Genomic DNA, 23,590 nt, shown 5'->3' on the forward strand with positions numbered 1-23,590 from the left:
TGAGATCGAGGACTCGCTGTCGGAGCGGATCTTGTTCAACGAGCTGAAGTCCGGGCAGAAGGTCGTCGTCGACTGCGAAGGCGACCCCACCGACGAGAACTCCAAGCTCGTGTTCTACGACCCTCGCGCCGCCGAGGGGTTGATCTCCACGAGCTGACGCATGGTCGAGCGCGCTGATGCATGATCAAGAGAGCTGGGAACGTCGTAGCACGCGTCAGGCGACGTTTTCAGCTCTCTCGATCACCCGCTTGTACGATCGTATGAGACGATTGTGCTACTGTCTTCGGCATGGGAAATCGCGAGGATCTACTCGAGGGCGCCAAGCGCTGCCTCTACGAGAAGGGGTACGTGCGGACCACAGCGCGCGACATCGCCACGGCGGCCGGAGTGAGCCTCGCCGCGATCGGCTACCACTACGGCACCAAGGACGCGCTGCTCAACGCTGCGCTGTTGCAGGCGCTCGAGGAGTGGGGTGAGGACCTCGCTCGGGCCATGACGGTCGACGGCGACCCCGCAGCGAGTCCCGAGGAGCGCTTCGCCGCCGCCTGGGACCAGGTTCTCCGGTCTTTCGAGAAGAGCCGGCCGCTCTGGCGGATCCAGTTCGAACTCGTCGGTCATCTCGACGCCAATCCCGAGTTGCAGGCGACCTTCGCGGCCGCCAATCAGGGTGCCCGGCTCGCGCTCGTCGAACTGTTCGGCACGCTCAAGGAGACCCTGCCCGACCCGGCCGCCCAGTTGGCGCTCGGCACCTTCTATCAGGCCTTGCTGGGTGGCGTCGCCACGCAATGGCTCGTCGACCCCGGCACGGCGCTGACCGGCGGCGACCTCTTGACGGCCCTCTCGGCCCTGGGTACGCCCCGGCCGCGGTGACTTGGGCCAGCCTCCTGACGATGTGGAGTAGCGCGTCAGACCGGCGGCGAGCTGGTGCTCGCGCGTACAACCAGGTGGGCGACCGTCTCCTGGGAAGAGCTGGGCGATCGGCCGTCGATCACGTCGAGCAACACTCGCGCCGAGTGCGCGCCGTACGACTGGATGTCCCAGGCCAGCGCGGTCAGCGCCGGGCGTACGAGAACGCAGAGCTGTGAGTCGTCACCGGCCACGATGGACAGTTCACCGGGGACGGACACACCCATCTCCTGCGCCACGTTGAGCGCGGCGACCGCCATCACGTCGTTGTCGAAGGTGATCGCGGTCGGCCGGTCACGCCGCGACAACAGCGCCCGGGTGGCGCGCGCGCCGTCCTCCCAGGTGTAGTCGGTGTCGATGATCTGCGGCTCGCCGAGTCCGTGGCCCCGGACGGCTTCGCGGAACGCGGCGATGCGTACCTGGGTGTGGTGCAGCGCGGGCAGTCCGGCGACTCGGGCGATGCGCCGGTGGCCGAGCGCCACCAGGTAGTCGACCGCCGCCACGACGGCCGCTGCGTCGTCGGTGCCGACCGAGGGCAGCTGCGTGTCGATCCGGGGACGCCCGACCAGGACCGCCGGCATCTGCAGCTCTTCCAGCACCGGGATGCGCGCGTCATCGGCCCACAAATCGGTCACGACCATGCCGTCGACCCGGCGCTCGGCCCACAGCAGGCGCATCGCGTCGATCGCCGCCTTGTGGTCCTCGACGACCTGCAGCAACAATGCCGTACGCCGACCGGCAAGCTCGCCTTCCAGCCCGGCGATGAACCGCATGAAGAACGGCTCCACCCCCAGAGTGTCGGCTGGGCGGGCGATGGCCAGGCCGACACAATGCGCGCGCGACCCCGACAGCGATCGGGCGGCGAAACTGGGCCGCCAGCCGATCTTGTCGGCGATCTCCAGGATGTGCTTGCGGGTTTGCGCGGAGACACCGGGCCGGCCGTTGAGCGCGTAGGAGACGGCCCCGATCGACACACCGGCGCGCGCTGCGATCTCCGCGATGGTCGGCCGTTTCATCTGCTTACCTCCAAGGCCAGGATGTCGGCGTTGGTCCGTCGCGAGGGCCGTCGCTTAAGCGCTTCAAGAACCGGGTCCGCGCCGCGAGTACACGGCGCGGCCCGGTGAATACCGTTTAAGGGTTCTGCGTCAGCAGGTGAGCCTTGAAACCCTCACCGAACGTCGCGGTCGGCGTACCGGTGTAATCGGTGATCAGGACGTTGCCGGAGCTGCAACCCCATGGGTTCCACGTCCAGGCGAGGTAGCTGACGCCGTGCGCGTCGGCCCACGCCATCACCTGGTCGATGTAGTCGTGCGCGCAGGTGTTCTGGCCGATCTCCCCCGCGACGACGGGCACCTGAGCGGCGACGGTGCCGATCTGGCTGTCCCAGCAGGAGGTCGTGACGCAGGCGTTGAAGTTGTACGAGTGCCAGGAGGCCACGATGTTGCCGGCCGGATCGGTCGGCTTGTACGCCAGCCACTGGGTGAGGTCGTTGGTCCAGGTCAGGCCGGCGACCATGATGATGTTCGTCGCCCCGGTGGCGCGGACCGCGTTGACGAGGGTCTGCATACCGGCGACCTGGTAGGAGAAGCCGGTGCAGGTGCCGCCGTCACGCAGGCACTTCCAGGCGGCTGCGGCATCGCTCCAGTTGTTGGCGGCGTCCGGGTACGGCTCGTTGAACAAGTCGAACACGACGGCGTTGTTGCCCTTGAACATCGTGGCGAGCTGCGTCCAGAAGGTCGGGGCGTACTGGGCGTCCGGCATCGGCTTCTGACAGGTGGCGTTGACGTCGGCGCAAGCCGATGAGGTGCCGGTGTACGCACCGTGGTTCCAGTGCATCTCGACGATCGGAGTGATCCCGTTGGCCACCAGCAGATCGGCGTACGCCTTGACCGCCGTCTGGTAGGTCGAGCCGCTCGGCGTGCCGAAGGTGCCCAGCCAGCAGTCCTCGTTGAGCGGGATGCGAACGGCGTGGATGTTCCAGGCCTTCATCGCGTCGACGCTGGCCTGGTCCGGTTGCGCGCTGTCCCACATGCCCTTGCCCTGCACGCAGGCGAACTCGGCGCTGGACCGGTTGACCCCCAGGAGCCGATACGTCGCACCGCTCGCGGTCACGATCTTGTTGCCGGAGACGTGCAGCGCGGGCGCGGCGGTCCCCGAGGTGCCGGTGACCGTGATCGAGATCGGCGTGGTCGTCTTGGTCGCGCCGAGGTTGTCGACCGCTCGGGCGCTGACCGAGTAGGTTCCGGCCGCGACCCCGGTCCACGTGTACGCGTACGGCGACGTGGTGTCGGAGCCGACCACGGTGGAGCCGTTGAGGAAGTCGACCCGGGCGACCGAGCCGTCCGCGTCGCTTGCCGTCGCGGCGAAGTTGACCGTCGCCGGAGCGGTGAAGGTCTGCCCGGCTGTCGGGCTGGTCAGGCTGACGGTGGGCGACTGGTTCGTCCCCGAGCTCGTGCTGGTGCTCGGGCTCGGACTCGGGCTGCCGGTGCTACCGGTGCAGGCAACTCCGTTGAGGGCGAAGTTGGTGGGCTGCGGGAACGGGTTCGGTGGAGTGGTGCCGGACGTCGTGCGGGTCCAGTCACCCTGGAGACCGACGCTCGCGTTGGTCTGGCCGGTGCCGATCGATCCGTTCCAGCCGGCATCGGTGGCGGTGACCGAGGTGGTGCCGGTGAAGGTCGCGTTCCAGCCACTCGTACGCGTGTGGCCGGTGGGCATCGTGAACGTCAGCGTCCAATGCGAGATCGGATCGCCGAGGTTCGTGATGGCGACAGTGGTGGTGAACCCGCCGGACGTGGGTGTGGATTGCCACGCGTTGAGGTTCTGGTAGGTGACCGAGCAGCCGGTGGTCGCCGCCGAAGCCGGTGACATGGCCGCGAATCCGGCCACCACCAGCGCACCGGCGGCGAGGGACGCCAGCAGGGCTTTTCGGTGATTCATCGAGGTCTCCTCGTTTCGGAGGGCTGTCGCATGGAGGATGATGCGCTTAAGCCTTTAAGTCAAGCGCATGAATATCGACGCACCTCCGGGCGACATCAGCCGGGGCTCCCCTGCTGTTAACCGTTTCAGCAGGAGTTCGGCGTACCCGGTCACGGTAGGCTGCTCGCAAAGGCAGTCAGGAGCCGTCCGTGTCCAAGGTACGCAAATCCGTCATCGTGGCGGCGCTACGAGATCGAGGGCTCAGCGAACGCGCGGATTGGGTGGACCGAGCGATGCCGGACGAGATCGACGTCCACCGCAACGCCAGTCTCTTCGACATGCTCGGGATCGAGCCAGACCTGCTGGGGATCGAGTCACTGGACCAGACGGAGCCGGAGACCCGGCCGACTGGCGACGCCGGCTAGCGCCGCGGGGCAGGACTCCCCGCCGCAACATGATCGACCTGGTTAGCTGGACTCGTTGTAGGCTGGAGACCACTCCGGGGATTCGGTGCCACGTCCGTGACACCAAGATGCTCCGGTTCCGGCAGGGCAAGGAACGGTCGGCCCGCAAAGCCGGCCCCCTCCGCATCGCGGCTCAGCTTCGCACACTGCGGTCATTCCTACGCCGTCTCGGTCAACGCGTACGGAGAGTTCCTGTGACTCGCGGCAACCGTTCACCGTCCACCTCCGCGTACGCCGGACCGGCGATGCCTGATCGTCGCCTGAGCAGCATGTTCGCCCCTCGGTCCACGAAACCGCCGGTCTCGGCCACCTCGATCGGGATGCTGGGCGCATACGTGCCGGACGACGATGGGCTGACCACGTTCGCCGCCGAGTTGCGGCAGGCGATGCTGCATGATCGGCCGGAGATCGTCATCAGCGTCGTGAGCGCCGGAGTCGCCGCGTACGCGCCAGAGGTAGTGCACGGACTGGATCCAGCGCCGGCGGGCAGCCGGCCCGCGGCGGCGATCCTGAATCAGAACGACGCGGTCATTCTGCACCTGCAGACCGGCGTCTACGGCGGCACCGAAGGCGATCAGGTACTCGAGATCCTGGAGTGGCTCACCGTCCCCGTCGTCGTGGTCATCCACGACGTCCGGTCACAGCCGACCGCACGACAGCGCTTCATCGTCGAGGTGCTCACCTCCTCGGCCGATGCCGTCGTCACCTTGTCCGAGACGGGCCGTCGCATACTGCTCGACGAATACCGGGTCGAGCCACGCAAACTCATGAAGATCCATCATGGCTCACGTCTGCCGGCTATGGCCCCGCTCGAGAAGGACACCCGGCCGCGCCGGCGGCCGCGGATCCTCTCCTGGGGCGTGCTCGGCCCCGGCCGCGGCGTCGAGTCGGGGCTCCGCGCCGTCGCGCATGCTCGCAGACTCGGCCCAGCGCAGCCCTTCTACTCCGTCGCCGGGCCGCTGGATGCGACGCTCGATGGCCCGCAGCAACAGGCTTTCCGCAGCTCTCTCCGGGTTCTGGCCGACGAGGTCGGCCTGACCGACAGCGTCGAATTCGAGATCGGCCCGCTGGACAACGAGCGGCTCGGCGCGCTGATCGAGCGCGCTGACATCATCCTGCTGCCGCAGGCGCCCCACGATCCCACGGCTTCGGCGATTCTGGCCGACGCCATCACCGCCGCGCGGCCCATCGTCGCGGCCGGCTTCCCTTATGCCACAGAGATTCTCGCGGAGAACCGGGGCGGGATCGTCGCAGATGATCCGGCCGAACTCGGCGACGCGCTCACCCGCGTCATCAGGGATCCGGAGCTCGGCAACGCGATGGCCCGACGAAACGAAGCCCTCGCCCCCGCGTTGAGCTGGCCGGTGGCTGCCGGTCAATATCGTCAGCTGATCAACGTGCTCCTGCGGCGGCCGGCGAACCACTGATCACGCACTGTGGCGTTTACTGGAGAACATGGACGACGACGAGCGTGCGGAGTTCGGTGTCCGGTACGCCGGAACGCTGTGGTGGACCGGGTTCGCGACGTTCATCCTCGGTACCCTCGTCCGCGTGGACGTGCTCGGTCCTCACCCGATCTGGCTGATACTGATCCCGGCGTCGCTCATCACGAACATCGCCGCGTGCATCGCGATGAGCTGGGCTGGGCCGATCGCCGAGGAGCGGTTCCCGTTCCGGATTCCTGCCCGCGGTGGCGACACGATATCGGGATTCGCGTTCCCCGTGGGGTTGGCGATCGCCTCGGGACTGCTCCTCCTGAGCGGCTTGAACCAGAGCTGATCCTGGTGCCGACGACGGCCGCCGGCACCAGAATCGCCGCATGAAAGTCTCAGCGCAAGTACGCCGCTAGGGGAATCTGCTGGTCGCGGAGTGCTTTGGCGACGACTCCGGCGATCTGCCGGGCACCGGCCGCCTCGAAATGGGTGTGGTCGTTGCAGAAGAAGGCACCCACCGGGCCGGCGGAGTAGTCGCCGTTGTTCGGGCAGAACCCGAGCGTGTTGTAGAGGGTGTAGCTGAGCCGATGCAGGTCGATGACCGGTACGCCGTTGGCGCTCGCGGCGTTGTTCGTCTCGGTGAGGAACCCGCGATTGCCGACGGCGGTGCTGCCCGAGCAGGTGATCGCAGCGACCGGGGTGAGGAAGATCGGATGGGCTCCCCGGGCCTTGACCGCAGCCGCCATGACCCCGAGTAGTTGCTGGTATCGAGCCGAACCGACGTGCCGCGGGCAGGTGCTGGTCGAGTCGTTGATCCCGAACTGGATCAGCAGGTAGTCGCCCGCCTTCAGGCCGTTGGTCGCGTCGAGCATCGCCTGCCAACGACTCGAGTATGTGACGGGACTGATGACGCATTCGCCGGACGAGTCCATGGTGCTGGTGACGTTGGGGTCGTACAACCAGGTCTGAATGCTGCGGCCGCCCACTGCGCTGTTGCGTACGGTCGCGTTGGCGGTGAAGTACTGGGCGAACTGATTGCCCCAGCCGACCGGGCATACGCCGCCCGACGGGTCCGCCATCGTCGAGTCTCCGGCCAGCCAGACGGTGACCTTCGGCTGCCCCGCGGTCGGGCTCGCTGAGGGAGGCGCGCACGGCGAAGGACTCGGTGCGGAGTCGGTCGTAACGTCGAGGTAGTCGATGTTGGCCAAACCGTTGGCGGTGGTGGGATTCAGCCGGATGGTGTTGCTTCCGGCGTCGACGGGGAAGGTGACCGTTCTGGTCGCCCAGGTGCTCCAGCTTCCCGTGCCGTCGAAGGCTACGGCCGACGCTCGGGTCACCCCGTTGACCAGCACGTCGGCGGGGCGGCCGACGGTCGTGCCGTTGGCGTACCGGATGCCGACGGTCGCTGTTCCCGCCGCTGCTGTCGTCACGGTGAATTGTGCGTACGCACCGACGGCGTTGGTGCCGTTGCAGAACCCGGAGCCGGAGAACCCGGGCCAGTTGGAGTCGATGGTGCCGGTGCAGACTGCCGCCTCCGCCTCGTAGCGCACGGTCGCCGCCGCCGCGGTCGTCGCCGTGACGACGGTGACCATGGCGACGGCGCTGGCGAGCGCGGCGACGCCGGCGAGGATCAGCCGAGATTTCATGTCTCACTCCTGCCGCGTCAGATGTACTGGTCGAGGATCGGGCGCAGTCGTTGCGCGATCTTCACGTGCCCGGCCTCGGTCGGGTGGACGTTGTCGCTCGTGTCGGTCGCCGGGTCGATCCAGCCCGTGGTGTCGACGAAGTGGACTTTTCCGTCCCCGGCTGCGTTACGAGCGGCGACGGCGTTGCGGGTCTCGGTGACGTAGCGGGCTCGGAACACGCCCGTCGCGAAGATCTCCGCGTTCGGGTACGCCTGACGCACCCGTTCCAGCATCACGACGTAGCCCTGCTGGAACTGCGTACTCGTGACGCTGTGGCCGACGTCGTTGGTGCCGAGATTGATGACGACCGCGGTCGCCTGGTAGGTGGCGAAGTTCCAGTCGTCGTAGGACACCCACGCCGACGAGCGGCGGAACCAGTCCATCATGCCGAAGCAGTCTTGGCTGACCAGGCACGCGCCACCTTGGGCGACCTGACTGTGCCCCGCGCCGAGCCCCTCGGCTGTCAGCCACGGGTACGCCGTGAACGGCCGGTCGGCGTTGGGCTGGCCGACGGTGATGGAGTCGCCGATGAACTCCACGAAGTTCACCGGCCGCCCGATCGCCGCCGTCTGCGCTCCACTGGCGAGGATGAGCCCGCCGAACACCGGATCACCGGTGTAGGAACCGGCCTTCTCGCGGTATCCGATCCGGATCGTGTGCGAGCTGCCGGACAGCCCTATGGCGAGGGAGACGTTGCCCGATACTCCGCGCCGCCATTGCAGGGGTGCCTGGTCGATGGAGTAGTACAGATCGATCATGTTGCGTTGGCGTACGCCGATGCTGCTGCCGGTGAACCGGGCGTCCAGATAACCACCGGCCCACCCCATCGAGAAGTACGCCGGATCCGACCGGTTCCACCGCCCGTAGTACTGGATGTTCGTGTCGGTCGGCGAGCCGTTGCCGCCTACCGGAGTGGAAGTGTCGACCTCGATGTAGTCGACGTTCGGCAGTCCGGCGCTGGTGGTCGGGCTCAACGTCACGGTGTTGCTGCCCTTGGCGACCGAAATCGTGGTGGTCTTGGTTGTCCAGCCCGTCCACGTGCTGGTGCCTTCAAACGACAACGTGGTGACCCGGACTCCGTCGACGAGAAGGTCGGCCGGTCGTGCAGTCGTCGTGCCGTTGGCGAAGCGTACGCCGATCGTCGCTGTGCCCGCTGTCGCGGCTGTCACCGTGAACTGCGCCGTCGCACCGACGGCGTTGGTTCCGTTGCAGAACCCGGAACCGGAGAAGCCGGACCAGTTCGAGTCGATGGTGCCCGTGCAGACCGCCGCCTCCGCCTCGTACCGAGTAGGGGCCGCGACGGCGGCGTTGCCCGCCACCGCCAGGACGGTCGTGGCGAGCAGAGTGCAGGCGAGAAGAGAAGTTCGGAGCCTCATGGTTCCTCCCTGGACCGTCGCCGTCGCGGGTACGCCGGTTCGCCCCGACCGGCGTACCCGCGACGGTGATCTCAGCGGACGTAGATGGTCGGCTGCGGTGGGGTGCTCATGCCGTCGCCGATGAAGTAGGACGGGTGCGGCGGCTGGTTGTAGGCGGTGTTCTGCCAGGCCAGGGCCACTCGGTACTGCGGATCGTGCAGCAGTGTGTACAACCGGCGATCGGTCGGCGTCGGAGTCGAGTAGATCCGCAACGCCGAGCTGTCACTCGTACGCCACACGACTTCCTCGCGCCAGTCCCCGAACAGGTCGCCGGAGATCGCCGGGGTCGACTTCGTGCCGTTGTTCGACGCCACGTTGCTGCCGGTCAGCAGCCGGGTGTCGGACGAGGTGCCGTACTTGTCGATGTGCGTACTGTCGAGCAGTTCGCGTACCGGGTCGCCGTCCCACCAGACGAGGAAGTTGATCGACCCGGGTTTGCGGCCGATGTTGGCTCCGGTCGCACCGTTTCGCAGGCCGTCGACCGCCGCCGACCACGCCTCCGCGCCCGGCGAACCCGCCCACACGTCGTCGGCGACCGCACGGCCGTTGTCACAGCCACACGTCGGGTTCGACCAGATGATCTGGCCGGTCCGCGCGTCGGCCATCCACGCCGCCACCTCGCTGGTGGTCTCGCTGGGCTTGAAGACCTCCAGGCCCGGCCGTGACGGGATCAGGTCGCCCACGTGGTACGCGTCCCCGTGGTGCGTGCCGTTGGTCCACAACCCCGTGCCGTTGTCGTCGACCGCCATCGACCCGTAAAGGACCTCGTCGCGGCCGTCGCCGTCGACGTCGGCGATGGACAGCTGGTGGTTGCCCCGGCCGGTCCACGTCGACCCGGACACGTTGCTGTCGAACGTCCATCGGCTCGTCAGCGCCCCGTTGCGGAAGTCCCACGCCGCGATCACCGTACGCGTGTAGTAACCGCGCGCCATGATCAGACTCGGGCGCTGGCCGTCGAGGTACGCGATCCCGGCCAGGAACCGGTCGACCCGGTTTCCGTAGGAGTCACCCCAGCTCGACACCGTTCCCCGGGGCACGATGTAGTTCGCCGTGGCGAGGATCGATCCGTTGGTCCCGTTGAACACCGTCAGATACTCCGGGCCCGACAGGACGTAGCCGGAGCTGTTGCGGTAGTCGGCCGACGAGCTGCCGATCACCTGACCCGTCCCGGAGACCGTGCCGTCGGCGGTCTTCATCGCCACCTCGGCCCGGCCGTCGCCGTCCAGGTCGTACACCTGGAACTGCGTGTAGTGCGCCCCGGCCCGGATGTTGCGCCCGAGGTCGATCCGCCACAGACGCGTACCGTCGAGCTTGTAGGCGTCCACATAGACGTTGCCGGTGTAGCCGGACTGCGAATTGTCCTTGGCGTTGGACGGATCCCACTTCACCACGAACTCGAGAACTCCGTCGCCGTCCAAGTCCCCGACGCTCACATCGTTGGCCGAATACGTGTACGCCACCCCGTCCGGCGTGGTGCCGCCGGCCGGGATCTGGAGGCGTACGTCGCGATAGCCGTTGGCGAAGGCGAGTGACGCGGCCGACGCCGCCTGCTCAGCCCCGTTGACCACCGCGCGAACGGTGTAAGAGGCGTCGGCCGCCGCTCCGGCGTCGAGGTAGTTCGTCAGCGCGCCGGAATAGATGCGGGTGCCGCCTCGATAGAGGTTGAAGGTGACCGAGGACGACTCGGTGCCGAGCAACCGCCAGCTCACCAGGTTTCCACTGCCGGAGCGGACGCTGATGAGGCCGCGGTCGAGGTCTTCCATCTGCCGGCCCGAGGTTCCGCCACCGCCGCCGGTGTCCGCGTCGAGGTAATCGATGTTGGCCAGACCGGCCGCCGTGGTCGGACTCAGCCGGATCGTGTTGCTGCCCGCGGCCAGAGAAACGGACACCGTCTTGGTCGCCCAGGTGCTCCAGGCTCCGGTGGGATCGAACGCCGACGCCGACTGCGCGACCGAGCCGTTGACCACGATGTCGGCCGGCCGTCCCGTGGTGGTTCCATTCGCATACCCGATGGTGATCGTGAAGGTGCCGGAAGCGGCCGCGGTGAGGGTGAATTGCGCGGCCGCGCCCACGGCGTTCGTGCCGTTGCAGAAGCCGCCGCCGGAGTAACCGGCCCAGTTGTTGTCGATGGTGCCGTCGCACGTGGCGGGCGAGTTCTCCGCCTCGTAGCGAGTCACGGCGGCCGCTGCCGGCCCACCGGCGGTGAGCAGGGCGCCGACGGTCACGGCCGAAGCCGAGAGCGCGACGAAACGATGTCTTGATAAGTAGCGTGCAGCCGACGATGAGGGTGATTTCATCCGTGGACTCCTGCGGGTGACGAGACGGCGACCGGCCAGTGGGCGCTGGTATGGCTCCGGTCCGCCGCATGAGCGGTGCAGCCCGGGTGGCTGCCTGATGCTCGCGAAACTAAAACGTTCCAACTAGCCCGTCAAGAGTTGGGGTGGATCGTGGCACACGCTTCTGGCGTCTCCGATGGGGTTCTCCCAGGTGCTGCGTCCGGGTATCCATCCAACAATCGACAGTCCTTGACATCCTGCCCAGTCGCCGCCCACCGTCCGACCCGACCTTGTCTTTCAAAACGTTTCAATCGGCGGAGGGACGGCTTGGGCCGACGCCCCCCGGCGTCGGCCCAAGTGCGAGCTAGCGGAGCGTCACGCCCGGAGGTTGTAGAAGCCCGCCATGAAGTCCGACTGCGACGAGTTGTCGTAGAGGTTGACGTAGATCTCGGTGCCGTCGATGTACGAGTAGTTGCCGTCCTTGCAGTTCCCGGACGACGTGCCCAGCAGCGACTCGTAGTACCAGTTGTACGACTTGTACGCGAGCTTGGCGTAGATGGTGTCGCCGTCACCGGCGGTGTCGCAGATCTTGAGGTGCTCCCCGTTCGGGTGCCACTCCACTCGGAACGCCTTCGAGGTGTTGCAGCAGGGGTTCGGCGTGAACGTGGCGTAGAGGGCGACGCCGCCCGGGTCCTTCTCGTACGAGACGCCGTCGACGATGCAGTAGTTGCCGCTCGACCGCACGGTGTAGTCGAAACCGTACAGCGAGCTGCAGGTGCCGCTGTTGAAGCTCACCCATCGCCACGCGCCGTCGCTGTACGCGTTGGCCGGGGCGGCGGCCGTCAGCGTGGTGGCGATTGCACTCACGAGCGTGAGCAGCGCCATGAGCAGGATTCTTCTGGTCTTGTGCATGACTTCCCTTCGGTTCTGCGGGCCGGTTAGGGCCAGCACCCACCGAAAGGTAGGCGGTCGATCTTGCACCGCCCTTGAAGGAATCTTGAATCCGCAGGTGCCGGGGCTGCTACCGGCGCAGGCGCAGCCGGGCGGCGACGGCCATGACCGCGCCCAGGACGAAGACGATGGCGGGCAGGTGGTCCAGGGCGAGGAGGCGGCCGGCGAAGCCGGTCGCGACGAGCAGTTCACGCCCATGACAACTGACCGTCCCGGGTCCTTCGACGTCGATCAGCACGCCCCGATAACGGGTGTCGTAGGTGGACGCGCCGGACGGGGGTGGCAGCTCGACGGCCGAACTCTGCCCGTCGGCGAGCGAGATCTGGCAGGACGATCCCTCGTGCCCCAGTCCGGTCTCCGCGGCGAAGACCGTGCCCGCGCTGGAGAGGCGTACCGTCTTCTCCTCGGAGCCGGACGACGCGATGTTCACGAACGTCATCGCCGCCACGCCGAGTCCACACAGAATCACTCCGAGCACGAAGGCGATCACCCATGGGCGGCGGCCGGCTGTCGGGGCCGGCCCCGGCTGGCCGGTCATCGCTCGTCCCGCCGTTCCCGGTCGCCGCGCTCGCCGGCGCCCTCGTCGTCCGAGGAGGCGGACGGTTCCAGGTAACGGCGATACTTCTCGTCTGCTGCGTACGGGTCGTCTTCGCGCTCACGTTCGTAGTCAGCGACGACCGAGTCGAGCTCTTCGTTGAACCGGCGTACGTCGAACGACTCCAGATTGCGCAGCCCCCGTTCGAGCACCTGCCGATACTCGGGGACGGCCCACATGTCGCGTACGCGCATCGCCCCGTCCCGCAGCTGACGGCCGATCTCCCGCGTCACGGGGTCGGAGCTGGCCGCCATCCGCTCGTAGACGAGCTTGCGGCGGGAGTGGTCGTCGGCGAGCTGGGCGGCGAACGGCAGCCGGCTCACTTTCGCCATGAGCATCTCTGCGGTAGGCGTCGGCTCGGACAACGGAACTCTCCTTAGCGGCTGACGGTCAGTACGCGTACGGGGGCGTCGGGGACGGCTGAGGCGTCGCGGTCGGCGACGGCTGGGTGTTCGAAGGCGTGTTGGAAGGAGTCGGCGTCGGGGACGGCCCCGGCGAGGGAGTCGGGTGCTCCGGCTCCGGCGGCGGCGTCGGCGCCGGGTTGTTCGGCAGCTGGACCGACAACCAGGGCAATTCTGGCATCGCCCCGCCGTTGGGCGTGCCCATGCCGTTGGCGGCGGACTCGAAGAGCTCGATGAGCGCCTGGGCCTTCCGGGGGATCTCGAAGATCTCCTTGAGGGTCTTGAGCAGCTTGTAGCACTCGTAGAGCGCGACGCTGCCGAAGATCACCCCGCCGATGATCGTCTCGCTCGTGGCGGCGGCGGCCGCGCCGTCGGCGGCGACCAGGATGGCCTCGTCCATGGCGTCGGCGACCAGGTCCGCCACGACCGCGCCGAGCTTCTCCATCGCCTCGGCCGACTTCTCGTACTCCTCACCGAGCTTGCGCAGCGGCTCGGCGGCCTCGGTCATCGCCTCATTGATCTTGAAGATGTGGTTCTCGCAGCCCTCGGCGGCGTTGCCCTCCCAGCAGTTCTGGATCGAGCGAGCCGCCCAGTGCAGGTTGGAGGCCATGTCCTCGCAGGCGTCGGCGACGTTGTCGAAGACGTCCTTGCACCCGCGGAAGGCGACCCAGTCGCCCGCGAAGACCTTCATCATCGCGTCGAAGAGGTCGTAGGGCTTGTCCAGCAGACCGAACTTCACCAGGACTTCCGACGCCTCGAAGATGATGTCGCGAGCGAGCATCGTCGGGCTGCCAAGGTCCAACATGGACGGTTGGTATTGGAACTCGGCGGAATGGTCTTCGATTTCCTTGTAGCGAGACTGCGGCTCGGTCTTGTCGGCGAAGTCGGCCACGCGGTTGTACGCGTAATACTGATAACCCTCATAGGGCGTCTCGACCTCGGCCGACGGATAGGTCGAATCCAGCTTCGCCGCCGACGCCTCGTCCGTCTGCCGGTAGTACACAAGAGCGTTGGTGACCGCGGTACTGGTCCCCTTCGCGCATTCGCGGTCGACCTTGCTCAGCCAGTCGGTGACCGTCGAGACGCTCTTGTCGTGCGTACCTTCGAGCAGGTTCAGCAGACCCTGACCGGACCACCCGATAGCGGTCTTCTCCTTGACGTAGTCCTTGCCCTTGGACGCGTCCTCGCCGAACCTGTCCAGCATCTGCGGCAACTTCGCCAACGATGCCGGCTCGACCGTGAATGACATGTGCCAAACCCTCCCCAGTGCGCATGGCCGAGCACACTGTAGGTGCTGAGTCGGGGTTGCACAGGCACGTCGAGCGAACCGCTGTCGCGGCCACCCGGACTAGTTGATCATGGACACAGACCGACCGTACTTGATCGATGAAAGGACTGAACTGGAGATCCATCCGAAATACCACTCAGCCTCGGGCACGCATTTCCTTGCCGAATCCGGTGCCGGTGGGCTCGCACATGACAAAGTCGTCATCCATTCGCCGCCGGAATCGCAGCGCAAGCGCCGAACCGCCACACCGCCGGGGCGGCAGCGTATATCGTCACCTTATGGCCGGTTTGCACGCCGGAACCGGCCCGGCAGGCAGCTCGACGTCAAGATCAGCGCCGCAGCGGAGGGGACGAGAAGAGATGCCGTACGGCGAAGAACCGACCGGCCAGGCGAACCGCGGTCAGCTGGCCGCCAAGCTCCGGCAACAGCGGGAAAACGCCCAGCTCTCCATCGAGGAACTCGCGAGCCGGATCGGCATCACGCCCGCCGACGTGGAGGCGATCGAGGGCGGCACCCAGCCGACCGCTCGCCAGCTCGTCTACGGCTGGCTGAACGCCTGCGGGATGCTGGGCCCGGAACGCCGGGCCATCATGGACCTCGCCGGTAAACCCGCCGCCCGCTGACCTCCCAGACGGCCGACGCTCGATCAACGCACAGGTCACGCTGTCTCGGGCAGCGAGACGTCCGCCGTAAAAGCGTTCTGCTCACGCGCCACGACGCTCGCCTCGCGGATCTCGGCATTCTGCTCCCGCGCCTCGATCCAGCGTTCGCGCGCGTCCAGTTCGTGGTGGCGTACCGTCGCGCGCTGATCGTGGGAACTCGCGCTCTGCTCCAGCGCCGCCGCCCGGAGTTCGCGCTCCTCGGCCGCCTGCTCCCGATCGTCGACCACCTGTTCGCGCAGGTCCGCGTTCCGCTCGCGGGCTGCGACGGCCAGCTCCCGCGGCCCGAGAACCCGTTCGCGGGCCTCCGTCTCCTGCGTCCGGGCGTCCAGCGCAGCATCGCGGTCCGCCGCCGCCTGCTCCCGCTCCCCCAGCTCACGGTCGCGGGTCAGCGCCGCCGCCTCGTGAAGTTCGAGCACTTGCTCTCGGGCGTTGACTCCGCGCTCCCACGCGTCCACTCGATACTCGCGCCCCGCGACGTCGTGCTCACGCGACTCCACGGCCTCTTCGCGTACCTCCACGCCGTGCACACGTGACTCGATCTCGGTCACCACGTCCGCGCCCATCTGCCAGCGGTCCACGGCGTCCGCGTACAACTCGATGGCCTCGATCGCCTCGGGCCCGCCGGCCTCGCGGACCGGCCAGGGTGACCACTTCAGCGCGTGTCGGTCCAGGTTTCGGACCATGATCTGGTACGCCTCGGTAGCCAGAATGATCGCGTTGTCCGCGGCCCAGTACACCGGAGACTCCTCGCCGAGCAGGTCGCGGAGTTTGGCGCGGTCGAACTCGGCCAGCGTCAGCCGCCGCTCGACCTCGGGCAGGTCGTCGGCCAGGTCAGCGGAGATCCCGGATTCCGCCGCGCTGACCAGGAACCCGCGGACGAAGTCGAGGTCGGCGAGCAGCGCCGATGGAATCTCGGCGAGCGGACGGTCCAGCACTGGCGGTCCCGCCTTGAGCTTCGCCCAGCGCTGGATCGCCCGGATCATCGGGAAGACCACCACGACGGCGAGCATCACGACGGCCGCGATCACGATCGACCCGGCCCACGGCCCGGTGACGTCGACGATCGGACCGGTGCCCGCAGTCAAGTCGGGACCGGGAAGGGAGTCGGCGACGTGCCACCCGATCGTCAGCAGCGCCCTGGGGGCGTCCAAGTTGGTGCTGCCGAGTAGGAGCAGTGCGCCCGCCGCAGCCGTCACTACCTGCAGTCCCACGTACGCGTACCCGCCGAGCTCGCGGCGCAGATCGTTGGCTCCGCCGACCGGCAGCCGGGCGTTCGCCGAGCGAGCGAGACTCCGTGAAAGCAGATACGCAAGGTACGCACCCGTCAAGCTCACGGCCGCCGTGGCGAGGGCCGAACCGAGGGCGAATCCACCCGGCGTCCAGCCGATCGAGGTCAGCAGCCGATCCCGGCCCGGTGCTCCGGCACCGGCGAACGCGACCAGCAACCCGAGGCCGAGGAGGCTCTCCGGAAGCTGCGGATCCACCCACACCGGCAGCAGCAAGACGGTCAGCACCGCCCAGAGGCCGAGGGTGACGACGATCTTGCCGGGCGCGCCCCATCCGTCCACTCTCGACAGCAGCACCTGACGCACTGGAGTGTCGATCCACACCAGCCCGGCTGCCACCACTAGCTGCATCCACGGCCCGCCCGAGATCGGGGCCCACACCGCAGTCGCCAGGCTCATCGCGATCCAGAGCAACGCCGCCAGCAGGACACCCCCGACGACGGCCACGACGACGGCGATCCCGCCGAGCCGGGGGCCGGCGGTGACGCCACCGACGACGAAGCCGGCCGACGTCACCAGCGCAGCGAGCAGGCTCGACCGGCGCAGGCGTACGCCGAAAGCGGTGAGCGACAACGACTTCGGACGGCTGGGCGGAGCCGCCCGATCGGCAGCGTTGCCACCGGTCAAGTGATAGCTCGCGAGCAGCATCCGCAGCAGCGGGACGACGAGCGCCACGAGGAAGACGACGTAGATGGCGTGCTCGCCGGGAACCGCGTCGACGACCGGCTGACTCCACTGCAACCGTCGCGGGATCGCCAGCACAGGTACCGAGTCGGCCAGCCGCCACGCGTACAGCTGCTCGGCCTGCCACAGATCGATCGTCCGCCCGGACAAGGCGACCGTCGCCGCCGCGCTCGCCTGCCCGGCTGCCACCAAAGTCGCCACCGACACGAGCAGCGCGATGAGATGGGCTCGGCGACGAGGCGTGGTGGCGAACGACCGAACGGTTTCGCGTACGACCATCACCAGCAGCACCGCAGCCGTCGCCGCGATCGCCGCCACGGCGAGCCAGCCCAGGGCGGCACCGGAAGCCAAGGCCACCCCGAGAACGGAATGCACGGCGGCCGCCGCGACCCCGATGCCCAGCGCCGACACCGCGACCTGACCCAGCCACGTACGCAGCGGCAAACCGCCGGAGTCGAACCGAGTGCCGTCCCGTCGCCGCCAGCCGTCCAGCCATCGAGCCGGGCTCCGCGCCCACGTCGTCGCCTGCTGACCCCACGCTTCTAGCGGATTCACGGCGATCTCCCGACCGGAGCGGCGTACTCGGCGACTTGCGGTACTTCGACGCGTTCCGATCTGATCCTGCGCGACGGACGGAGGCTCCCGCAAGCGCTCATTCGAGTGGCGGACACCGATCCCCGCGCGTCCGGGAGGCCGGATCACGCTCCCACTTCTACCGTATATCGGACAAGTGGGCTTGCGGCAAGACCCGGGTCGTGGCGCAGAATCGTCGGCCGGAGCCGCGGCCTGCGGCACAGCCGACTCGGAGGTATCACGTTGATCGATCGCTACGTCTTGGACCTCCAGGAGGTCGACGAGGGTCAGGTCGCCCTGGCCGGCGGGAAGGGAGCACAGCTCGGCGGCTTGTCTCGCGTCGAGGGCATCCGCGTGCCGGCCGGCTTCTGCGTGACGACGGAGGCCTTCCGGCGGGTCCTGGCCGACGTGCCGTCGATCGACGAGCAGCTCGCCGAGCTGGCGCGCGTTCGCCTGGACGACCTGGCCGCGATCCGTACGCTCAGCGCGGCGATCCGCGAAAGCATCGAAACCGCCGTCCTCCCGGAGGAGGTCGCGTCGGCCGTCACGAGTGCGCTCGCCCGCGCCGGAGTGCAGGCGGCGTACGCCGTCCGGTCGAGCGCGACCGCCGAGGATCTGCCCACCGCGTCCTTCGCCGGGCAACAGGACACTTACTTGAACGTCACCGGGCCGGACGCGATCCTCCGGCACGTCAGCCGGTGCTGGGCGTCGCTGTTCACCGAACGAGCGGTGGTCTACCGCCGGCGTCAGGGCATCGACCATCGCATGGTCCACATGGCCGTCGTCGTTCAGCAGATGGTCTTCGCCGAGGTCGCCGGCATTCTGTTCACGGCCGACCCCGTGACCGGCGACCGCCGGACATCCACTGTGGACGCTGGATTCGGCCTCGGCGAGGCGCTCGTCTCCGGCCTGGTGAACCCGGACGTCTTCCGAGTACGCGACGGCCGAGTCGTCGCCGAGACCGTCGCCGCCAAACAGCGTGCCGTCCGCCCACTGCCCACCGGTGGTACGCACACCGTCGAGATCGCACCGGACCAGCAGGAACAGCCGACGCTCACCGAGGCGCAACTATTGCGGCTCGTGGAGCTCGGACGGCGGATCGAGGCGCACTTCGGCCGGCCCCAGGACGTCGAGTGGTGCCTCGTCGGCGATGAGTTCCAGATCGTGCAGAGCCGGCCGATCACGACGCTGTTCCCCGTTCCAGCGGCGGCCGACGACGGCAATCACGTCTACCTCTCCGTCGGACATCAGCAGATGATGACCGACCCGATGCGCCCGCTCGGCATCTCCGTCTGGCAGCTGACGGCGATGGCTCCGATGCTCCAGGCCGGTGGACGGTTGTGGGTGGACGCCACCCAGCGCCTGGTCACGGCGGCCGGGCGTACTGCCCTGCTGGATTTGGTCGGGCGATCCGATCCGCTGACCAGGGACGCGCTGGAGACCGTGCTCGACCGAGACGACTTCCTCTCGCTCGCTCCTTCGGCTCATGCGGCCGGCCCGTCGGCCCCGGCCGCGCCGAAGCCGCCGCCCATCGAGACCGATCCGGCGATCGTCGCCGGGCTGATCGAACGCAGTCAGGCATCGCTGGCCGCTCTCCGCCGCGACGTCGAGACGCGGACTGGGCCGGAACTGTTCGAGTACTTGCTGACCGCCTTCGGCGAGCACAAGAAGATCCTCGGCGAACCGCTGAACTTCCAGGCGATCATGGCGGGGATGGAGGCCACCTGGTGGCTCAACGACCAGTTGCTCACCTGGCTCGGTGAGAAGAACGCGGCCGACACCCTGACGTTGTCGGCTCCGGACAACATCACCTCGGAGATGGGGCTGGCGCTGCTCGACGTCGCCGACGTGATCCGCCCGTACCCGGAGGTCGTGGCGTTCCTCCAGAGCGTCGCTCTCCTGCCGGGCGTCGACCAGGACGGCTTCCTCGACGAGCTCCCGAAGTTCGCCGGTGGCGTCGAGGCGCGTACGGCGATCGAGGCCTACCTAGAACGGTATGGGATGCGCTGTGTCGGCGAGATCGACATCACCCGGCCCCGGTGGAGCGAACGCCCCGCCACTCTGGTGCCCGTCATCCTCGACAACATCCGCAACTTCGAACCCGGTGCGGCGAAGCGGCGCTTCCAGCAAGGGCAACAGGCCGCCTGGGACAAGGAGCAGGAGGTGCTCGCCCGACTGCGTACGCTGCCGGACGGCGAGCAGAAGGCCGACGAGACCAAGCGGATGATCGACCGCGTCCGGACCTTCATCGGCTATCGGGAGTACCCGAAGTACGACATCATCAGCCGCTACTTCATCTACAAGCAGGCCTTGCTGCGGGAGGCGAAGCGACTCGTCGAGTCCAATGTGCTCGCCGAGGTGGAGGACGTCTACTTCCTCACCTTCCCGGAGTTCCACGACGCCGTACGCACCCATGAGGTGGATGACCAGCTCATTCGGCACCGGAAGGAGGACTTCCAGGCGTACGCCGCCCTCACTCCGCCCCGGGTGCTGACCTCGGACGGGGAGGCACTGTCGGGTGCGTACCGGCGCGACGACGTGCCCGAGGGTGCGCTGGCGGGGCTGCCGGTCTCGGCGGGAACCGTCGAAGGCCGGGCTCGCGTCATCCTCGACATGGCCCAGGCCGACCTGGCGGCGGGCGACATCCTCGTCACCGCCTTCACCGATCCCAGCTGGTCTCCCCTGTTCGTGGCGGTCGCCGGGCTGGTCACCGAGGTCGGCGGCCTGATGACGCATGGTGCGGTGATCGCCCGCGAATACGGGCTGCCGGCCGTCGTCGGAGTCGTCGACGCCACTCGGCTGATCAAGGACGGGCAGCGTATTCGCGTACACGGGACCGAGGGTTATGTCGAAATCCTGCCGTGACCAGCGAATTCGTGCCATGGGGTTTGCCAGATTGGCTGGGTTCGGCGCATAGTTGCAGCAAGACCCCCTTTCGTGAGGATGGCTCTCGTGCCTGTCGATGGTGATCGTTCCGAATTCCCCGATGTAAGCCGATCTAGCGAGATGACGCACGCGGCGATGATGGAGCGCTGGCAGCTGGGTCTCGTGACGCCGATGTCGGCGACGATCAGCACGTTCGCCAAGACCGACGGCAGCTGGTGGACGGCCGTGGAAGCGATGTGGCAACGCGTCTCAGTCGCCGCGGAAAACGATCGCCTCGACTTTCACCACGATCGCTTCGGCCGCAGCGAGCAGGCGTCGGGGCCGGCGACGGCCGTGCCGGCCAGCCCCTGGGACAAACGTCCGCCGTCGTCCCTGTTCCGGGCACCGGGTACCACCGCCTGACGGCGGAGCGACGTCAGCCGCGGTTCCCCAGTAGTTTCGCCTCGAGTCGCTGGGGCACCGGCCAGCGCACGTCCCGGGCCCAGCCGAGCTTCTCGAAGATCCAGATCAGCCGGGCAGACGGATCGATCTGACCCCGCAGGACGCCGTGCCGGGCTCCGGTCGGGTCGGCGTGGTGCGAGTTGTGCCAGCTCTCCCCGAACGACAGGATCGCCAGCGGCCAGAAGTTCGTGGCCTTGTCGCGGCTCTCGAAGGGGCGCTCGCCGAAGACGTGGCACACCGAGTTCACCGCCCAGGTGACGTGGTGCAGCAGCGCCATGCGTACCAGTCCGGCCCAGAAGAAGGCCGTGAGCGCCCCGGTCCAGGAACCGCTGATCAGCAGCCCGCACACCGCGGGCGCGAGCAGCGAGAGCGCGGCGAGCGGGCCGAACAGCCTGCCGACGAGGCGCATGTCTTTGTCCCCGAGCATGTCCGGGGCGAACCGCGCGCGGTTGCTGAGCTCACGCCGGAGCATCCAGCCGACGTGGGCGTGGCCGAGGCCCTTGAGCAGTGCGCCGACTGACGTGCCGTAGCGCCACGGCGAGTGCGGATCGCCGTCACGGTCGGAGAAGGCGTGATGGCGGCGGTGGTTGGCCACCCACTGGATGGGCGAGCCCTGGACGGCGAACGAGCCGGCCACCGCGAGCGCCACCCGCAGCCCGCGACGGGCCTTGAACGAGCCGTGCGTGAGCAGCCGGTGATAACCGGCGGTGACGCCGAATCCGGCGATCAAGTAGATCGTGACCGCCATCGCGATGTCGACGCCGGACAGCCCCCAGCCCCAGGCGAGCGGAATCGCCGCTGCCAGTGCCACGAACGGGAGTACCACGAAGATCCACATCGTGATCGCCGCGGCGGTGCCCTGCCGTGCGTCCAGCAGCGGCTTCGGGCCCGGACGGACGTCGGCGGCCGGCGGGGTGTTGAGCGTCGTCATCTGCTTCCCAACGAGATCGGGGGTTCGGGCGTCCGACGCTACCCGCCCGAACGCCGAAATCGTCAAGATCACCTCATAATTCGCGCATTTGTCATTTTCGGTGATCTCGGTCGCTCGGCACCGGTGCCGGCCGCGCCTCGCCGATCATGCCGTACGCTGGACGGAGCGGTCCGCTCCGTTCTGCCTCGGACCGCCTCGCATGTCGACCACCACGCGCCGCGGCCGAGACCGGTCTGCGCCGGGCAGGACGACCCTTCTACGTTCGGAGTACGCATGGCGGCTCGCCGCCCCTCTTCCACCACTTCTCGCCCTTCCACCCCTTCCCGCGTCGCCTCGCCGCCCGGAGCGCAGTCGTCCGGTGCCGCTTCCAAGGCTGAGCAACCGGCTGGCAAAGCTCAGTCGGGGTTCGCGCAGCTGGGCCTGCCCACGGCGCTCGTCGCCGCGCTCAGCGGGCAGGGGATCACCTCGCCGTTCCCGGTTCAGCAGTTGACCATCCCCGACGCGCTCGCCGGACGCGACGTGCTGGGCAAGGGCCAGACCGGCTCGGGCAAGACCTACGCCTTCGTCCTGCCGATGCTGGCCCGGCTGGCCGCCAGCGGGCGACCCCGGCGGCCCGGCCGTCCGCGCGGCCTGATCTTGGCCCCGACCCGCGAACTCGCCGACCAGATCGACGCCAGCCTCGCCCCGCTGGCGAAGGCCATGTCGCTGCGTACGCTCGTCGTCTACGGCGGCGTCGGGCACGGCCGCCAGATCAAGGGCCTGCGTGACGGCGTCGACGTCCTCGTCGCCTGCCCCGGACGGCTCGCCGACCACATCGACGCGGGCCACGCCGACCTGCGCGACGTCGAGATCACCGTCATCGACGAGGCCGATCACATGTCCGACCTCGGCTTCCTCCCCGGCGTACGCCGTCTGCTGGAGCAGACGCCCGCCGGTGGGCAACGGCTGCTCTTCTCGGCGACGCTCGACGCAGGCGTCGATGTTCTCGTACGGCGTTTCCTGCACCAGCCGGTACGGCATACGGTCGACGCCGCTCAGCAGGTGGCTCCGGCGATGGACCACCATGTGCTGCATCTGGAGGCGCAGGATCGGTTCTCCGTCCTCGTCGATCTGACCAGCGCACCCGGCCGGTCCGTCGTCTTCACGCGGACGAAGTACGGCGCCAAGGCGCTCGCCCGCAAGCTCGTCGCGGCCGGCGTGCCGGCGGTCGAGTTGCACGGCAACCTCGGCCAGACCGCCCGCACGCGCAATCTCGGCGCGTTCTCCGACGGCACGGTGAACACCCTGGTCGCCACCGACATCGCCGCCCGGGGAATCCACGTCGACGACGTCGCACTGGTCATTCACGCCGATCCGCCGCTGGAGCACAAGGCGTACCTGCACCGATCGGGACGCACCGCCCGAGCCGGGGCGGCCGGGACGGTCATCACCCTCGCGACCGACGACCAACTGGGCCAGGTCCGGGATCTGACGCGCAAGGCCGGGGTCAAGTCGACCACCACCAGGATCAAGGCCGGTCATCCCTTGCTCGCCGAGATCGCTCCCGGCGATCGCAGCCTCGCTGCCCCACCGCCGCCGGCCGCCGCGACTCCCGCCGCCCCGAGTTCGCGGGGACGGCGTCGGCGTCCGGCCCGCCCAGCAGCAGATTCAGCTGGTACGCGAGCCGGACAGCCCAGCGCTCCGTCGGGTGCGGCGGCGTTCTCCGCGCGTACGCACGGTGGATCTCGCCGGGGCCGCCGGAGGCCGGCTGCCGGGTCCTGAGCCGCTCCGATCCGACGCGCGTAGCATCGCGGGCGG

The 23,590-nt window shown here is 68.2% G+C and carries 19 protein-coding genes; 8 read left to right on the plus strand and 11 right to left on the minus strand.

Annotated features, from left to right (window positions below; all coding sequences use genetic code 11):
- Positions 1 to 288 precede the first annotated feature (288 nt).
- Positions 289 to 870: a TetR/AcrR family transcriptional regulator gene (locus HOV77_RS12275; protein ID WP_290861515.1), complete on the plus strand. Its 582-nt coding sequence runs from the start codon at positions 289 to 291 to the stop codon at positions 868 to 870.
- Between the two features lie 35 nt (positions 871 to 905).
- On the opposite strand, the gene HOV77_RS12280 is transcribed toward HOV77_RS12275, so the two are convergent.
- Together HOV77_RS12280 and HOV77_RS12285 are read right to left on the minus strand one after the other, a co-directional pair.
- A complete protein-coding gene (locus tag HOV77_RS12280) occupies positions 906 to 1,922 on the minus strand; it encodes a LacI family DNA-binding transcriptional regulator (RefSeq protein WP_290861518.1) in 1,017 nt (338 codons plus the stop codon).
- A 115-nt stretch (positions 1,923 to 2,037) separates the two neighbouring features.
- Positions 2,038 to 3,843 carry a cellulase family glycosylhydrolase gene (locus HOV77_RS12285; protein ID WP_290861520.1) on the minus strand — a complete coding sequence of 602 codons (1,806 nt, stop codon included), beginning with the start codon at positions 3,841 to 3,843 and terminating at the stop codon, positions 2,038 to 2,040.
- Between the two features lie 188 nt (positions 3,844 to 4,031).
- Between HOV77_RS12285 and HOV77_RS12290 the strand changes: the two genes are divergently transcribed.
- The 3 genes from HOV77_RS12290 to HOV77_RS12300 all read left to right on the plus strand — a co-directional run bounded on the left by HOV77_RS12290 (position 4,032) and on the right by HOV77_RS12300 (position 6,065).
- A complete protein-coding gene (locus HOV77_RS12290) occupies positions 4,032 to 4,247 on the plus strand; it encodes a hypothetical protein (protein ID WP_290861522.1) in 216 nt (71 codons plus the stop codon).
- A gap of 233 nt (positions 4,248 to 4,480) precedes the next feature.
- The gene (locus HOV77_RS12295) at positions 4,481 to 5,713 is read left to right on the plus strand and encodes a glycosyltransferase (RefSeq protein ID WP_290861524.1); all 1,233 of its coding nucleotides are present in this window, start codon (positions 4,481 to 4,483) and stop codon (positions 5,711 to 5,713) included.
- 28 nt (positions 5,714 to 5,741) lie between these two features.
- On the plus strand, positions 5,742 to 6,065 hold the full coding sequence (locus tag HOV77_RS12300) for a hypothetical protein (RefSeq protein ID WP_290861526.1): 324 nt from the start codon (positions 5,742 to 5,744) through the stop codon (positions 6,063 to 6,065).
- A gap of 49 nt (positions 6,066 to 6,114) precedes the next feature.
- Here the strand turns inward: HOV77_RS12300 and HOV77_RS12305 are convergent, their stop codons facing one another.
- The 7 genes from HOV77_RS12305 to HOV77_RS12335 form a co-directional block, all read right to left on the minus strand.
- Positions 6,115 to 7,365 (minus strand): SGNH/GDSL hydrolase family protein, encoded by a 1,251-nt coding sequence (locus HOV77_RS12305; RefSeq protein ID WP_290861528.1) that lies wholly within the window; start codon positions 7,363 to 7,365, stop codon positions 6,115 to 6,117.
- A gap of 17 nt (positions 7,366 to 7,382) precedes the next feature.
- Positions 7,383 to 8,780 (minus strand): GDSL-type esterase/lipase family protein, encoded by a 1,398-nt coding sequence (locus HOV77_RS12310; protein ID WP_290861530.1) that lies wholly within the window; start codon positions 8,778 to 8,780, stop codon positions 7,383 to 7,385.
- Between the two features lie 71 nt (positions 8,781 to 8,851).
- Positions 8,852 to 11,116 carry a CBM35 domain-containing protein gene (locus HOV77_RS12315; RefSeq protein WP_290861532.1) on the minus strand — a complete coding sequence of 755 codons (2,265 nt, stop codon included), beginning with the start codon at positions 11,114 to 11,116 and terminating at the stop codon, positions 8,852 to 8,854.
- A gap of 354 nt (positions 11,117 to 11,470) precedes the next feature.
- Positions 11,471 to 12,046, minus strand: coding sequence for a hypothetical protein (locus HOV77_RS12320; RefSeq protein ID WP_290861534.1), 576 nt, complete (start codon positions 12,044 to 12,046; stop codon positions 11,471 to 11,473).
- A 70-nt stretch (positions 12,047 to 12,116) separates the two neighbouring features.
- On the minus strand, positions 12,117 to 12,584 hold the full coding sequence (locus tag HOV77_RS12325) for a hypothetical protein (RefSeq protein ID WP_290861536.1): 468 nt from the start codon (positions 12,582 to 12,584) through the stop codon (positions 12,117 to 12,119).
- The gene (locus tag HOV77_RS12330; RefSeq protein ID WP_290861538.1) at positions 12,581 to 12,973 is read right to left on the minus strand and encodes a hypothetical protein; all 393 of its coding nucleotides are present in this window, start codon (positions 12,971 to 12,973) and stop codon (positions 12,581 to 12,583) included. The genes HOV77_RS12325 and HOV77_RS12330 overlap by 4 nt, the downstream gene beginning before the upstream one ends.
- A 58-nt stretch (positions 12,974 to 13,031) precedes the next feature.
- The gene (locus HOV77_RS12335; RefSeq protein WP_290861540.1) at positions 13,032 to 14,291 is read right to left on the minus strand and encodes a WXG100 family type VII secretion target; all 1,260 of its coding nucleotides are present in this window, start codon (positions 14,289 to 14,291) and stop codon (positions 13,032 to 13,034) included.
- Between the two features lie 398 nt (positions 14,292 to 14,689).
- Between HOV77_RS12335 and HOV77_RS12340 the strand changes: the two genes are divergently transcribed.
- Positions 14,690 to 14,953, plus strand: a complete 264-nt coding sequence (locus HOV77_RS12340) for a helix-turn-helix domain-containing protein (RefSeq protein ID WP_290861542.1) — start codon at positions 14,690 to 14,692, stop codon at positions 14,951 to 14,953.
- A 35-nt stretch (positions 14,954 to 14,988) separates the two neighbouring features.
- On the opposite strand, the gene HOV77_RS12345 is transcribed toward HOV77_RS12340, so the two are convergent.
- Positions 14,989 to 17,517 carry a hypothetical protein gene (locus HOV77_RS12345; RefSeq protein WP_290861544.1) on the minus strand — a complete coding sequence of 843 codons (2,529 nt, stop codon included), beginning with the start codon at positions 17,515 to 17,517 and terminating at the stop codon, positions 14,989 to 14,991.
- A 261-nt stretch (positions 17,518 to 17,778) separates the two neighbouring features.
- Between HOV77_RS12345 and rph the strand changes: the two genes are divergently transcribed.
- Positions 17,779 to 20,400 (plus strand): rifamycin-inactivating phosphotransferase, encoded by a 2,622-nt coding sequence (rph, locus tag HOV77_RS12350; RefSeq protein ID WP_290861546.1) that lies wholly within the window; start codon positions 17,779 to 17,781, stop codon positions 20,398 to 20,400.
- Positions 20,401 to 20,487: 87 nt separating this feature from the next.
- Complete coding sequence (locus HOV77_RS12355) at positions 20,488 to 20,823, plus strand: hypothetical protein (RefSeq protein ID WP_290861548.1); 336 nt, start codon at positions 20,488 to 20,490, stop codon at positions 20,821 to 20,823.
- Between the two features lie 13 nt (positions 20,824 to 20,836).
- On the opposite strand, the gene HOV77_RS12360 is transcribed toward HOV77_RS12355, so the two are convergent.
- Positions 20,837 to 21,793, minus strand: a complete 957-nt coding sequence (locus HOV77_RS12360; protein ID WP_290861550.1) for an acyl-CoA desaturase — start codon at positions 21,791 to 21,793, stop codon at positions 20,837 to 20,839.
- A gap of 273 nt (positions 21,794 to 22,066) precedes the next feature.
- On the opposite strand from HOV77_RS12360, the gene HOV77_RS12365 reads away from it, so the two are divergent.
- A complete protein-coding gene (locus HOV77_RS12365) occupies positions 22,067 to 23,554 on the plus strand; it encodes a DEAD/DEAH box helicase (RefSeq protein ID WP_290861551.1) in 1,488 nt (495 codons plus the stop codon).
- The last annotated feature ends 36 nt before the right edge of the window (positions 23,555 to 23,590 follow it).

The organism is Hamadaea sp. (genome assembly GCF_013362815.1).
In the GTDB taxonomy this organism is placed as follows: domain Bacteria; phylum Actinomycetota; class Actinomycetes; order Mycobacteriales; family Micromonosporaceae; genus Hamadaea.